General features: G+C 69.8%; 16 protein-coding genes. 5 read left to right on the forward strand and 11 right to left on the reverse strand.

Features of this window, described 5'->3' with window-relative positions:
• Window positions 1-10 precede the first annotated feature (10 nt).
• The 5 genes from AU194_RS05415 to AU194_RS05435 are packed head-to-tail and all read right to left on the reverse strand — an operon-like array spanning window position 11 to window position 4,407.
• Window positions 11-1,747 carry a cation acetate symporter gene (locus AU194_RS05415; protein ID WP_059088207.1) on the reverse strand — a complete coding sequence of 579 codons (1,737 nt, stop codon included), beginning with the start codon at window positions 1,745-1,747 and terminating at the stop codon, window positions 11-13.
• The gene (locus AU194_RS05420) at window positions 1,744-2,118 is read right to left on the reverse strand and encodes a hypothetical protein (RefSeq protein WP_059088208.1); all 375 of its coding nucleotides are present in this window, start codon (window positions 2,116-2,118) and stop codon (window positions 1,744-1,746) included. Before AU194_RS05420 ends, AU194_RS05415 begins: the two co-directional genes overlap by 4 nt.
• A complete protein-coding gene (locus tag AU194_RS05425) occupies window positions 2,111-2,887 on the reverse strand; it encodes a LytTR family DNA-binding domain-containing protein (RefSeq protein WP_059088209.1) in 777 nt (258 codons plus the stop codon). The genes AU194_RS05420 and AU194_RS05425 overlap by 8 nt, the downstream gene beginning before the upstream one ends.
• Window positions 2,884-4,065 (reverse strand): sensor histidine kinase, encoded by a 1,182-nt coding sequence (locus AU194_RS05430; RefSeq protein ID WP_059088210.1) that lies wholly within the window; start codon window positions 4,063-4,065, stop codon window positions 2,884-2,886. Before AU194_RS05430 ends, AU194_RS05425 begins: the two co-directional genes overlap by 4 nt.
• 45 nt (window positions 4,066-4,110) lie before the next feature.
• Window positions 4,111-4,407, reverse strand: coding sequence for a DUF732 domain-containing protein (locus AU194_RS05435; RefSeq protein ID WP_059088211.1), 297 nt, complete (start codon window positions 4,405-4,407; stop codon window positions 4,111-4,113).
• Window positions 4,408-4,527: 120 nt separating this feature from the next.
• On the opposite strand from AU194_RS05435, the gene AU194_RS05440 reads away from it, so the two are divergent.
• Together AU194_RS05440 and AU194_RS30930 are read left to right on the forward strand one after the other, a co-directional pair.
• The gene (locus AU194_RS05440; protein ID WP_059088212.1) at window positions 4,528-5,106 is read left to right on the forward strand and encodes an HhH-GPD-type base excision DNA repair protein; all 579 of its coding nucleotides are present in this window, start codon (window positions 4,528-4,530) and stop codon (window positions 5,104-5,106) included.
• Window positions 5,107-5,204: 98 nt separating this feature from the next.
• Entirely contained in the window at window positions 5,205-5,351 is a 147-nt protein-coding gene (locus AU194_RS30930) for a DUF1059 domain-containing protein (RefSeq protein WP_011561426.1), read from the forward strand.
• Between the two features lie 64 nt (window positions 5,352-5,415).
• Here the strand turns inward: AU194_RS30930 and AU194_RS05445 are convergent, their stop codons facing one another.
• Window positions 5,416-6,405: a hypothetical protein gene (locus AU194_RS05445; RefSeq protein ID WP_059088213.1), complete on the reverse strand. Its 990-nt coding sequence runs from the start codon at window positions 6,403-6,405 to the stop codon at window positions 5,416-5,418.
• Window positions 6,406-6,453: 48 nt separating this feature from the next.
• A complete protein-coding gene (locus tag AU194_RS05450; protein ID WP_059088214.1) occupies window positions 6,454-6,942 on the reverse strand; it encodes a hypothetical protein in 489 nt (162 codons plus the stop codon).
• Window positions 6,943-7,011: 69 nt separating this feature from the next.
• Here AU194_RS05450 and AU194_RS05455 point away from each other — a divergent pair, with 69 nt between their 5' ends.
• On the forward strand, window positions 7,012-8,325 hold the full coding sequence (locus AU194_RS05455) for a mannosyltransferase (RefSeq protein ID WP_059088215.1): 1,314 nt from the start codon (window positions 7,012-7,014) through the stop codon (window positions 8,323-8,325).
• On the opposite strand, the gene AU194_RS05460 is transcribed toward AU194_RS05455, so the two are convergent.
• Entirely contained in the window at window positions 8,270-8,554 is a 285-nt protein-coding gene (locus AU194_RS05460; protein ID WP_059088216.1) for a 4a-hydroxytetrahydrobiopterin dehydratase, read from the reverse strand. The genes AU194_RS05455 and AU194_RS05460 overlap by 56 nt on opposite strands.
• Before the next feature lie 27 nt (window positions 8,555-8,581).
• On the opposite strand from AU194_RS05460, the gene AU194_RS05465 reads away from it, so the two are divergent.
• Complete coding sequence (locus AU194_RS05465) at window positions 8,582-8,986, forward strand: (deoxy)nucleoside triphosphate pyrophosphohydrolase (protein WP_059088217.1); 405 nt, start codon at window positions 8,582-8,584, stop codon at window positions 8,984-8,986.
• Between the two features lie 25 nt (window positions 8,987-9,011).
• On the opposite strand, the gene AU194_RS05470 is transcribed toward AU194_RS05465, so the two are convergent.
• The 3 genes from AU194_RS05470 to AU194_RS31650 all read right to left on the reverse strand — a co-directional run bounded on the left by AU194_RS05470 (window position 9,012) and on the right by AU194_RS31650 (window position 11,033).
• Entirely contained in the window at window positions 9,012-10,247 is a 1,236-nt protein-coding gene (locus AU194_RS05470) for a hypothetical protein (protein WP_157575907.1), read from the reverse strand.
• A 246-nt stretch (window positions 10,248-10,493) separates the two neighbouring features.
• The gene (locus AU194_RS05475) at window positions 10,494-10,766 is read right to left on the reverse strand and encodes a hypothetical protein (protein WP_059088219.1); all 273 of its coding nucleotides are present in this window, start codon (window positions 10,764-10,766) and stop codon (window positions 10,494-10,496) included.
• A gap of 99 nt (window positions 10,767-10,865) precedes the next feature.
• Window positions 10,866-11,033 carry a hypothetical protein gene (locus AU194_RS31650; RefSeq protein WP_157575908.1) on the reverse strand — a complete coding sequence of 56 codons (168 nt, stop codon included), beginning with the start codon at window positions 11,031-11,033 and terminating at the stop codon, window positions 10,866-10,868.
• Window positions 11,034-11,181: 148 nt separating this feature from the next.
• Between AU194_RS31650 and typA the strand changes: the two genes are divergently transcribed.
• Entirely contained in the window at window positions 11,182-13,083 is a 1,902-nt protein-coding gene (gene typA, locus AU194_RS05480) for a translational GTPase TypA (RefSeq protein ID WP_059088220.1), read from the forward strand.
• Window positions 13,084-13,103 lie beyond the last annotated feature (20 nt).

Genomic DNA, 13,103 nt, shown 5'->3' on the forward strand with positions numbered 1-13,103 from the left:
GGCGGGACGGTCAGTTGCCGGGCAATCGCTCGATGCCCATGCCCAGCCGTTCGGGGACGTGCATCCGCGCGAAGATCTGCGCGACGTCGGCGGGGATCCGGCGCCGGGTCAGCCGGCTGACGGCGATCATCGTCACGAACGCCAGCGGCACCGTGACCGCGGCCGGATACCCGACGACCACGGCCGCCCATCCGCCGAGCGCGGCCTCGTCGACGGCGCCCGCGATCGCCAGCGTCACCGCCGTCCCCGAGGCCACCCCGCCGACCACCAGTCCGCAGATCGCGCCGATCGCGGTGAGCCCCCGCCACCAGATGCCCAGCACCAGCAACGGGCACAGCGTCGACGCGGCGACCGCGAACGCCAGCCCGACGCTGCGCGACAGCTCCAGTCCGGAGGTGATGAGCGACAACGGGATCGGGATGAGCCCGCCGACGAACGCGGCGACCCGGAAGTCACGCACGCGGCCGCGCAGCACGTCGGTGGCCAGCGCGCCGGCGATGCTGACCAGCAGCCCGGACGAGGTCGCGAGGAACGCCGCGATCGCGCCGGCGGCGACGAGTGCGGCGAGCAGTTGGCCGAACACCCCGCCGATCGCCGCACCGGGCGCGAGCAGTACCGCCGCGTCGGCGGCACCGGTGCTGAGCAACTGCGGTACGTAGAGCCGGGAGAACACCCCGAGCAGGGTGGGGAACAGGTAGAACAGCCCCAGCAGCGCGATCACTGCGAGCGCGGTGCGCCGGGCCACCCGCCCGTCCGGGTTGGTGTAGAAGCGCACCAGTACGTGCGGCAGTCCCATGGTGCCCAGGAACGTGGCGACGATGATCGACAGCACCTGGTAGAGCGGATGCGGGCCACCCAGGCCGCCGCCGGAGGCCAGCCACTGACTGCCCGCCACGGGCGTGCCCGCCAGCACCGGGGTGGTCGCCCCCTCGGCGAGTGTCATCGTGGTGTGCGCGCCGAGTTCGTGCTCCCCGGGCGCGCCGATCGGCGCGGCGGTCACCGGACGGCCGTCGAGCGTGCCGGTCACCGTGATCCCCGCCGGTTCGGTGACCTGTACGACGACGTCGGTCTCGATCGCGACGGTGGTGTCCTGGGTGACCGTCGGCGGCAGCGGTCCGCCGAGATCGCCGCGGTCGGTGAAGAACAGCCCGACCAGCGCGAGTGCGGGCACCGCGATCGCGGTCAGCTTGAGCCAGTACTGGAAGGCCTGCACGAACGTGATCGAGCGCATCCCGCCCGCGACCACATTCGCGATCACGATGCCGCCGACGACCACCGGCCCGATCCACACCGGCATCCCGAGCAGCGTCTTGAGCGCGAGGCCGGCGCCCTGGTACTGGGGGACCAGGTACACCACGCAGATCACGATGACCACGAGCATCGCCACTTTGCGCAGACGCCGTGAGCCGAGCCGGAACTCGGCGAAGTCGGGCACCGTGTAGGCCCCCGACCGGCGCAGCGGTGCGGCCACGAGCAGCAGCAGACCCAGGTAGCCCGCGGTGAACCCGACCGGGTACCACAGTGCGTCGGCGCCGTATTTGGCGATCAGCCCCGCGACCCCGAGAAACGATGCGGCGGAGAGGTATTCGCCCGAGACGGCGGCGGCGTTCCACTGCGGGCCGACGGTGCGGGAGGCGACCAGGAAGTCGGAGGTGGTGCGGGAGAACCGCACCCCGTAGGCGCCGATCGCGATGGTGGCCACCGCCGCCGCCAGCAGCGCCACCGCCGTCAACGGTGAGCCGGTCATGGTTCGCTGTCGATGACGCGGACGAAGTCGCGTTCGGCCTGCTCGGCCAGCCGCACGTACAGCCGGCCGACCCCGTAGAACAGCGGATACACCAGCAGCGCCAGCACCAGCCAGTTGAGCCGGACGCCGCCGACGGTGATCGCCGCCCAGTCTCCGACCAGCGCCGACACCGCGACGATCGCGCCGACCACGCCCACCACCACGGCGGCCAACCGCAGCGCCAGGCCCAGCTGCGCGCGCACCAGGCCGCGCACCAGCGCGTCGCCGACCTGGGTCTGCTCCTGCACCTCGACCCGGGTGCGGACCATCCGGGCGCCGCGCCGGTGGGCCAGCACCACGCGTTCGCGCTGCGGGCGTGCGGGCTCAGTCATCGCCGCCCGCGGGTCGCAGGTGGCGCAGTGGATCGCGCACCAGCCGGTCGCGCAGTTCCCGGGCCTGGCGGCGGCTCACCGGCAGTTCGACGGCGGGGGAGGATCCGTTGGCGCGCAACCGGACCAGGACGGCGCCGTCGCTGGTCCGCAACCCCGTCACCAACCGCAGCGCCACCAGGTAGGACCGGTGGATCCGCTGGAAACCCCTTTCCCGCCAACGGGTTTCGAGTGTGCTGATCGGGATGCGTACCAGGTGCGAACCCGAGGCGGAGTGCAGCCGGGCGTAGTCGCCCTCGGCCTCGACCCAGCCGATGCTGTCGCGGGGGATCAGGTGGGTGATGCCGCCGAGTTCGGCGGGTACGACGTCGGAGTCCGGTTCGGTCTCGGCGGGCACGGGGTCGGCGCTGGCACCCACCCGCCGCACGGCCTCGTCGAGGCGGTCCTGCCGGATGGGTTTGAGCAGATAGTCGATGGCGCCGACGTCGAAGGCGGCGACGGCCTTGTCGTCGTGCGCGGTGACGAACACGACTGCGGGACGGTGCGCGAAATTGGCGAGCACTCCGGCCAGTTCGAGCCCGGAGAGGCCGGGCATGTTGATGTCGAGGAAGATCGCGTCGATGCTGCGCTGGTTGAGTTCGCGCAGCGCCGAGGTGGCGTCGCCGACGCGGATGACCTCGCCGATGTCGGGGTGGCGGCCGAGCAGGTAGGCCAGTTCGTCGAGGGCGGGCGCTTCGTCGTCGACGGCCAGCACGGTCAGTCCGGATGTCACGCCCGCACCCCGGACCGGAATTTCGGTACCCGCATGATGACCTTCGTGCCCGCCCCGATCGCCGTCTCGACCACCAGACCGTAGTCGTTGCCGAATGAGGCCCGCAGCCGATGGTCGACATTCGTCAGGCCCACGTGCGCGGCCGAACCGTCGCCGCCCAGGGCGTCGCCGGTCCCGGTGCGCAGCGCGGCCGGATCCATGCCGACGCCGTCGTCCTCGACGGTGATGACGCAGTCCGAACCCTCGTCGCGGGCGATGATCTCGATCGACCCGCCGCCGCGGCCGGCCAGCCCGTGGCGTACCGCGTTCTCCACGAGCGGTTGCAGCGCCAGGAACGGCACGACGACGCCGAGCACCTCGGGGGCGACCTGCAGCCGCACCTCAAGCGACGTGCCGAACCGGGCGCGCTCCAACGTCAGGTAGCGGTCGATGTTGCGCAGTTCGTCGGCCAGCGTCGTGTACTGCCCGGCGGCCCGGAACGAATAGCGGGTGAAGTCGGCGAATTCGAGGATCAGATCGCGGGCCCGGTCCGGATCGGTGCGCACGAACGAGGCGATGGTGTTGAGCGCGTTGTAGATGAAGTGCGGGCTGATCTGGGCGCGCAGCGCCAGCACCTCGGCGCGGTCCAAGCGGGCGCGGGAGGCGTCGAGTTCGGCGAGCTCGAGCTGGCCGGCGGCATAGCGGGCCACCTCGCCGACCGCGCCGAGCATGCCGGGGCCCGGATCGCGGGTGGTGACGACGGTGAGTACGCCGAGCAGGTCGCCGGCGTCGGTCAGCAGGGGTTGGGCGATCACGGTGGCGGTGCGCACGCTGCGCAGCACCCGGCGCTGACCGGAGATCGACTCGCGCACGGTGCCTGCGGCCTCGGCGGTGACGTCGGCGGTCCAGATCGCGTCGTCGTCGGGATCGCGGGCGAGGAGCTGGCCGTCGCCGTCGAACAGGGCGATGCCGTCGGTGCCGGTCAGCTCACGCAGGAACGGCGCCGCCGACTCCGCGGAGGTGGTGTCGAGGCCCTGGCGCAGCGCCCGCGCCGCCAGCGATGCGGTGTGCAGGGCGGCGTGCACGGCGCGTTCGGTGGGGGTGGCCACCACGCGGCGGGTGCGCACCACGACGACCGACGCGGCCACCGCGGCCACGATCAGCACCGCCGCCAGGACTAGCGCGAACTCGCCGGACATCTCACCTCACGGGGTGTGGGACGGCGCGATGTGAGGTGACCCCACCTACTGAACGGGGCAGGCGTACGTTCTCGCCACGTCCATCACCCGCTCCTGCGCTCCGGGGCCGATGACTCCCTGGGCGGCGAGTTCCCAACTGATGTATCCCGGGAGGCCGCCGATGCAGGCCTGGTGGGCAACACGCCACGCGGTGTCCGGATTCAGGTTGTAACCGTTGCGCTGCAAGCCCTGTAGGTATTCGTCGAACGCCGGTGTGCCCTGGTCCGGTATCGCCTGAGCCGTACCGGCCAAGGCGAAGGCGGCAACGACCGCCACAACAAGAGGTGCAAGCACCCGTCTCATGGTCCGTCTCCTAGGGGCCCTGTCCACCGATAACGCCTAACCATCGCACACCGCGGCGAGACTCATCCCCGAACGGACTCGTCCCGCTTCAACGCACACTCGTCGTCATAAACTGGCGGCGTGGCGAAACTGCAGCTTGTCCAGGATCCGGCGGCCGACGCACTGCTCGAGTCGAACCCGTTCGCACTGCTGGTCGGCATGCTGCTGGATCAGCAGTATCCGATGGAGGCGGCGTTCGCGGGTCCGAAGAAGATCGCCGACCGGATGGGCGGCATCGACCCGCGCGAGATCGCCGACCACGATCCGGAGAAGTTCGCCGAGCTGTGTTCAGTGACCCCCGCGGTGCACCGCTTCCCCGGGTCGATGGCCAAACGCATCCAGGCGCTCGCGCAACTGATCGTCGACCGCTATGACGGCGACACCGCCGCGCTGTGGACCTCGGGTGACCCCGATGGCGCCGAGGTGCTGCGCCGGCTGAAGGCGCTGCCGGGCTTCGGCGAGCAGAAGGCGAAGATCTTCCTGGCGCTGCTGGGCAAGCAGTACGGGGTGACGCCGACGGGGTGGCGGGAGGCCGCCGGCGACTACGGCAAGGCCGGGACCTACATGTCGATCGCCGACGTGACCGATCCCGGCGCACTCGAGAAGGTGCGCTCTTACAAGAAGCAGGCCAAGGCTGCGGCGAAGGCCGCCAAGGGTTAGCGCGCCGAGACTGCTGCCAGATCTCGATATTCGCCGATTTCGCGATCTGTGCGCAGTCTCGCTGACTCGTATGGCCAAGGGCGAATAGGCTGGGCCGCATGAAGACACACTTGAACTGCCCGTGCGGTGAGGCCATCACCGGTAAGGACGAAGAGGATCTGGTCGAGAAGGCGCAGAAGCACCTGTCCGAGGCGCATCCCGGCCGCGAGTACGACCGCGACGCCATCCTGTTCATGGCGTACTGAGAACTCCCACACTCGACGAAAAATCCCCGGCCGCAACGCGACCGGGGATTCCTCGTATCAGGGGTCAGGGCACGACCGTCGAGCCGATGGTCGGCATGAACTGGCACTGCTTCTCGGTGGTGGTCACCTGGCCGAAGATGGTCGACATGATGCTGCCGGATCCGGTGTCGACGATCGCGGTCAGCGTCGTCGGGCCCTCCGGGTTGATGTCCGGGCGCGGTTTGAGCGTCGCGCTGCCTGACTTGCCCGTGGTCAGGTTCACCCATGTGACGTTCAGCGGCAGCTTCTGCTCGGCCGCCGGACCCGGCGTGCCCACCGCGGTGAACACGTAGGCCGTCTGCCCGGGTCCCGGTCCGGGCAGCGGGATCTTCGCCGGACCCGCCACCGAGATCGCGGTGGCCAGCACGTTGCCACCGTCCTTGAGGCAGCCGTTGCTGATCGACGGGTACATGAAGTCCTGCGTCGGCGGGCTGTCCGGGGCGAACCCCGGAGGCCCGGGCGCCGGCGCGGGGTTGGCCGCTTCGGGTGCCGGGGGAACCGCCTCCGGCGCCGGTCGGGCGGCGACGGCGACCGGAGCGGCTGCGGGCGTCGCAGCCGGGGCCGGGGCAGCCGCGGGTGCCGCCGCCGGGTCCGGACCCGGCAGCGGCGGGGTGGCGCCGGCGGGCAGCGGTCCCACCGCATGCGCCGGATTGACCCCGGCGGGCAGATGGGCCTGCGTCCCGGGCACCGCGCCCGGGGCGGGCACATGCGCCGCCGGATCCGCCACGAACTGGTTGACGGCCGACGCCACATCGCGCGAGGAGGACGGCGCTGCCGCATCCCCGGCGAATACGGCGGCAGCGGCCATCAGCATCGACGCGGCGTTGTTGGGATCCGCCGCCGCTTGCTGGATGACCGGACCGAGGCTCTCCATCGCGGGCAGACCGGGCGCCTGCAGCGCGTCGATCGGAAGCCCGGGTGCGGGCTCGGCCGCGGCCGTCGCACTGCTGAACAGCAATGCGACGGACGCGCCGAACCCGGCCGCGGTCGTCAACAGAGTTCGAGTCGGTGACATGTCACTCCTCGGGAGTTTCGGTCAGGGCGCAGACGTTCGGGCGGACGGTCAGGGCAGGGCCGAGACCGGGAACAGCGCCGGAGCCGCCGGTGCGCCGGCGGGCGGCGCGCCCACGGGCGGGGCGACCGGGGCCGCCGGAGTGGCCGCGGGCAGCAGGCTCGTCAGCGGCGAACCGGCGGGCATCAGCGACGCCAGGCCGGCCGGCATGCTGACGCCGGGCAGCGGCGAGGCGGCGGCCGGCGTGGCGGGCAGCGCCGCCGGCGGCTGCGGCAGGGTGATCGACGCCGTGGCACCGGGGGCGGCCGCCGGGGTGGCGGCCGGGGTCGCCGCAGGCATCCCGCTGCCGGTCAGCGCCGAGGCGAAGGTCTGCAGCAGCTGCGGCGCGTTGCCCAGCTGATCCAGGAACGGGATGGCCGGTCCCGGCGGTGCGGGCGCCGCGGGCTGGGCGGCGGCGGTCCCGCTGAGGCCCAGCGCGAGCGGAAGCGCTCCCGCCGCAGCGATAACGCTGGTCACGAGGGTTTTTCTGGTGAGGTTCATGGATCTCCCAATCCGTCGACAGCACGTCTGCGCCCGACGCTACGCAGTTACTGGTGTTACTCAAGTGACATGTGTGGCATTTATTCAACCGTTACGGAGGTGACGGGAATCGGTTACCGGATCAGTAGAGTCGGGCGAATCGACGACCACACCGCCTCCATCGCCCCACGCACCCGACTGGCCACGGCCGCTCCGGTGTTGCTGGTGCTGAGCATCGCGGCGCGGCTGTCGTGGACCTACCTCGTCGCCAACGGCGCGAATTTCGTCGATCTGCACGTCTACGTCGGCGGTGCAGGCGCACTCGACAACCCGGGCACGCTCTACGACTACGTCTACGCCGATCAGACGCCGGACTTCCCGCTGCCGTTCACCTATCCGCCGTTCGCCGCGGTGGTCTTCTATCCGCTGCACCTGCTGCCGTTCGGGCTCGTCGCATTCGCCTGGCAACTCGGCATCATCGTCGCGCTCTACGGCGTGGTCCGGTTGAGTCAACGCCTGCTCGGCCCCGTGCTGTTCGACGGCGGCGGCCGCCGGATCGCGATGCTCTGGACGGCGATCGGCATCTGGCTGGAACCGCTGCGCAGCACGTTCGACTACGGGCAGGTCAACGTGCTGCTGGTGGTGGCGGTACTCGGGGCGGTGCTGAGTTCCCGGTGGTGGCTGTCGGGTTTGCTGGTCGGGCTCGCCGCGGGGATCAAGCTGACCCCGGCGGTGTCGGGCCTGTACTTCGTCGGCGCGCGGCGCTGGGCGTCGGCGGTCTTCTCGGCCGTGGTCTTCGCCGCCACGGTCGCGCTGTCGCTGGCCGTGATCGGTGAACAGGCCCGCTTCTACTTCACCGACCTGCTCGGCGACGCCGACCGCGTCGGGCCGATCGGCACGTCGTTCAACCAATCCTGGCGCGGGGGGATCTCCCGCATCCTGGGCCACGACGCCGGGTACGGCCCGGCCGTCGTGGTGGCGATCGTGCTCACCGCGGTGTTGGCGCTGTTGGCGTGGCGGGCGATCGGCGGCAGCGCGGACCGGTTGGGCGCGATCTTGATCGTGCAGCTGTTCGGTCTTCTGCTGTCACCGATTTCGTGGACCCACCACTGGGTGTGGACCCTGCCGTTGATAATCTGGCTCTGGTACGGACCGCTGCGCCACCGGCTCGGTGCGCGGATGCTGCGCTGGGGGTGGCTGGTGTTGACGGTGGTCGGCGTCCCGTGGCTGCTCAGCTTCGCCCAGCCGACGATCTGGGAGATCGGCAGACCGTGGTACCTCGCGTGGGCGGGGCTGATCTACATCGTCGCGACGCTGGCCACGCTGGCTTGGGTAGCCACCACCGGCGCTACCGGTCGACGATCGCGTCGATCTCCCGCGCCATCTGCAGATCTTTCTGCGTGATTCCGCCCTCGGAATGCGTGACCAGAACGAAAGTCACTGTCCGCCAACGGATGTCGATGTCCGGATGGTGGTCCTTCGCCTCGGCGCGCTCGGCGATCCGGCGCACCGCCTCGATCCCGTCGAGGAACGCGGGGAACTTCACCGCGCGGCGCAACGCCCCGTCGACGCGTTCCCATCCGCCCAGATCCCCTAGGGCGGCGTCCACTTCGTCGTCAGACAACACGGCCATGCCCTCGACGGTATACCGTCGCCGCTGATGGGAGAACAGATCGTGGTGGCCGGTGCGCTGATCGCGCAATCACGGCTACTGGTCGCGCAGCGCGAGCGCCCACCCGAGTTGGCCGGGCTGTGGGAACTGCCCGGCGGCAAGGTGGCACCGGGGGAGAACGACGCCGATGCGCTGGCGCGCGAGTTGCGTGAGGAACTGGGCATCGACGTCGCCGTCGGCGCCCGCATCGGCGAGGACATCGCGCTGAGCCCGACCACCTCGCTGCGCGCCTATCTGGTCACCCACACCGGCGGGCAGCTGCAGGCGATCGATCACCGCGCGCTGAAATGGGTCGCCGCACACGAACTCGACGACCTGCCGTGGGTGCCCGCCGACCGCGTCTGGCTCGGCGCGCTCGGTCGCGCGTTGGCCGGCGATCGGCCCCCTCCGTAGAGGGGGCCGATGCCGTCGTGCGGGGTCAGGCGTCGTTGTTGGCGGAGTCGCCGTCAGAGCCCTCGGGCGACTTCGTGTCGTTGGAGCTGTCCGTGGACTCGCTTTCCGTGGAGTCGGCGGAATCTTCGGTCGCCGTCGCTTCCTCGTCAGTGCCCGCGACGTCTGTCACCTCTTCGTCGGTGGCTTCTTCCTCGACGGCCTCGTCCTCGGTCACCTCTTCGTCGGTGACCACTTCGTCGGTGGCTTCTTCGTCGGCGGCCTCCACGGGATCGACGTCTGCGGCTTCCTCGGCCGTGGTGACCCGGGCGGCGCTCGACACGTCGGACTTCTGCTGTACCTCATCGTCGTCCGATGTGGCCGCTAAGGCGACCAGGTTCGGCTCGGGGTCGGGGAGTTCGTTGACCGCGCCGATCCGCGCTTCGTTGAGAAGGGGCGCGGCGGGCTGCGGTGCGATGGCCTGGGCGACCGCATCACGCAGCCAGAGCAACCCGCCGAAGATGCCGTTGCTGAACGGATCGACGGGGCTGCTCGCCAGCAAGCCGCCATTGAGGAAGACGTCGAGCGTGTCGGCAGCGCCTTCGAGGGCGGCATACAGAACCGCCCCGGGATCCCCGGTGCGGATCGCCGATGCGACGCCCTCGAGCCCTTCGCCGAAAGTCTGAGCCGTGAACGTCGTGAGCGTCGTGAATCCGAGCATGACCGGTAGCAGATTCTGGGGGTTGGTGGCGGCGGTGATCGCCGCGGCCATGTTGGTGAACGGCTGCGCGAGTAGCGCTCCGATCTGCGGGATGACCTCCCCCAACGTTCCGAAGACGTTGCCGGCGGTCACGAAGAGGAGCGGCACGGCCGCCAGGAGACCGAACGCGGTGCCGTAGTCGCCGTCCTCGAGAGCCTCGAAGGCGTCGGTGAGTTGGCCCGGCAGGGTGACCCCTTCACCGGTGCCGGTCACGAAACCCACGAAGTTCTCGACGTAGTCCCGCCCGAGGCCGCCGAGCACGCCCGCTGTCGCGATCTGGTTCTCGACCACCTGGGTCAGGATGGGGGCCGGATTGGCGGCGACGGCCGCGATGAGCTTCTCGATGTTCGTCACGGCGTCGGCGAATACCGGCGCGAACGGGTTGGCGAATGCCGTGGGTGCGACGGCGCGACTGACCACCTCGGCCGCATCCGGCACCGGCGGTGCGACCGGACTGACGGCGATGGCGCTTGCGCCGACCAATGCGACGCCGGCGGCGAGGTAGGGACGAGCAGTGAGCTGCACGGGAACTCCTTTGCACATGCAAGGAACAGGACCCGCACAACTTACCCAGAAGTAAGTTAGCCCTGGAGGCTTTTCGGCAAATTGCGCCGGTGTCAGCGGACGTCATGGATCGGCGTCGATCGCCGAACAGCGAGGCGACTCGCGACGCGGAGGCAGGTAGCGAGAGTTGCAGAGTGAACGGCTGCAGCCGCAGACAAACCCGCGCCACGGGCCCAGGCCGACGGCCTGCGTCGTCGACTGTGGCGCTCAGTAGTGCAGGCGGTCGCCGACCACACGCACCTGACGGGCGCTGCGGGGGTGATGTACCGCATACAGCGGATGGGTCAGCAGCGGATGGCGGCAGTGCGGACATGATTGCTGGGGCTCCCGCGCCGCGGCCACCGTGAGGTGGTGGCACGTACTGCATCGCACCACGTGCGCGGCGTTGATCCAGTTCATCAGTCCGAGGTAGAGAGCGGCGATGGTGGCCGCCGCCAACACGACGATCAAGGCGATGGTCAGTGCCTCGTAAACCGCCATGATCAGACCTCCAAGCGCTTACGACAGATCTCGACGGGTACCTCAACGGTACTCGCGTATCCGCCCTCGCGGCAGGCGAATTCACAGGTCAGCGGGCGTTCACGCCTTGCGTGCGCGTTTGTAGACCTTCTCCAGGTCCTTGCCCCGGATGCCCATGTGCTCAGCCTTGCGCACCTTGTGCACGACGAGCGGGCACCGTTTGCAGCGCGGCTTGCTGCGGCAGCACTTCTTCTTCGGTTTGAGCTCGGCGATCTTGCTGGGTTTCACGGGGCGGGCGGGATCCTGACGGTGGCTGGGCGGCGGCGTTTCACATTGCCACGTAGATTGCCACGGGCCACGCGCGGTGCCATGCGCGGCCCCGCACGGCAAACTGCGCATTTCGCGATCGAGTCGTCGCACTGCGACAATCGAGTACGTGGATTTACCCAATGACTTCCGCAATGTCGCCATCGTCGCCCACGTCGACCACGGCAAGACGACCCTGGTCGATGCGATGCTGCGGCAGTCCGGTGCGCTGAGCCACCGCGGCGACGACGCTGTTGAACGCCTGATGGACTCCGGTGACCTGGAGAAGGAAAAAGGCATCACCATCCTGGCGAAGAACACCGCGGTGCACCGCCATCACGCCGACGGCACCATGACCGTCATCAACGTGATCGACACCCCGGGGCACGCGGACTTCGGCGGCGAGGTCGAGCGCGGTCTGTCCATGGTCGACGGGGTGCTGTTGCTGGTCGACGCGTCCGAGGGGCCGTTGCCGCAGACCCGCTTCGTGCTGCGCAAGGCATTGGCCGCGCACCTGCCCGTGATCCTGGTCGTCAACAAGACCGACCGCCCCGACGCGCGGATCGCGGAGGTGGTCTCCGAGAGCCACGATCTGCTGCTCGACGTGGCGTCCGATCTCGATGACGAGGCGCAGAAGGCCGCCGAGGACGCCCTCGGCCTGCCGGTGCTGTACGCCTCGGGCCGGGCCGGCATCGCCAGCACCACCGAACCCGTCAACGGCGAGAATCCCGACGGCGAGAACCTCGACCCGCTCTTCGACGTCCTGCTCGAGCACATCCCGCCGCCGCAGGGCGATCCGGAGGCGCCGCTGCAGGCGCTGGTCACCAACCTCGACGCGTCGGCGTTCCTCGGCAGGCTCGCCCTGATCCGCATCTACAAGGGCAAGCTGCGCAAGGGGCAACAGGTCGCCTGGATGCGCGAGGTCGACGGCCATCCCGTCGTGACCAACGCCAAGATCACCGAACTGCTGGTGACCGTCGGCGTCGAACGCACTGCCACCGAGGAGGCCGTCGCCGGTGACATCGTCGCCGTCGCCGGGATCCCCGAGATCATGATCGGCGACACGCTGGCCGATCCGGACCACGCACACGCGCTCCCGCGCATCACCGTCGACGAACCGGCCATCTCGGTCACCATCGGCACCAACACCTCGCCGCTCGCCGGCAAGGTGTCCGGGCACAAGCTGACCGCCCGGATGGTGAAGTCGCGGCTGGACTCCGAACTGGTCGGCAACGTGTCGCTCAAGATCGTCGACATCGGCCGCCCCGACGCCTGGGAGGTGCAGGGCCGCGGTGAGCTGGCGCTGGCCGTGCTCGTCGAGCAGATGCGCCGCGAGGGTTTCGAGCTGACCGTTGGCAAACCGCAGGTGGTCACCCAGACCATCGACGGCAAGCTGCACGAACCGTTCGAGGCGCTGACCATCGACTGCCCCGAGGAGTTCGTCGGCGCCGTCACCCAGTTGATGGCCGCCCGCAAGGGCCGCATGGAGGACATGACCAACCACGCCGCGGGTTGGGTGCGGATGGACTTCATCGTCCCCAGCCGCGGGCTGATCGGATTCCGCACCGACTTCCTCACGCTGACCCGCGGCACCGGTATCGCCAACGCGGTGTTCGACGGCTACCGCCCGTGGGCCGGCGAGATCCGCGCCCGCCACACCGGGTCGCTGGTCTCCGACCGCAGCGGGTCGGTGACCCCGTTCGCGATGATCCAGCTCGCCGACCGCGGCCAGTTCTTCGTCGAGCCGGGTGACGACACCTACGAGGGTCACGTCGTCGGCATCAACCCGCGCGCCGAGGACCTCGACGTCAACGTCACCCGCGAGAAGAAGCTGACCAACATGCGCAGCTCCACCGCCGACGTGATGGAGACGCTGGCCCGGCCGCTGGAGCTCGGCCTCGAACAGGCCATGGAGTTCTGCGCCGAGGACGAGTGCGTCGAGGTCACCCCCGAGATCGTGCGGGTGCGCAAGGTCGAGTTGCAGGCCACGTTGCGCGCCAGGGCGCGGTCTCGGGCGAAGGCGCGGAATTAGGCGGCCGATAGTCTGAGCAG

Source organism: Mycobacterium sp. GA-2829 (genome assembly GCF_001499965.1).
Classification (GTDB): Bacteria; Actinomycetota; Actinomycetes; order Mycobacteriales; family Mycobacteriaceae; genus Mycobacterium.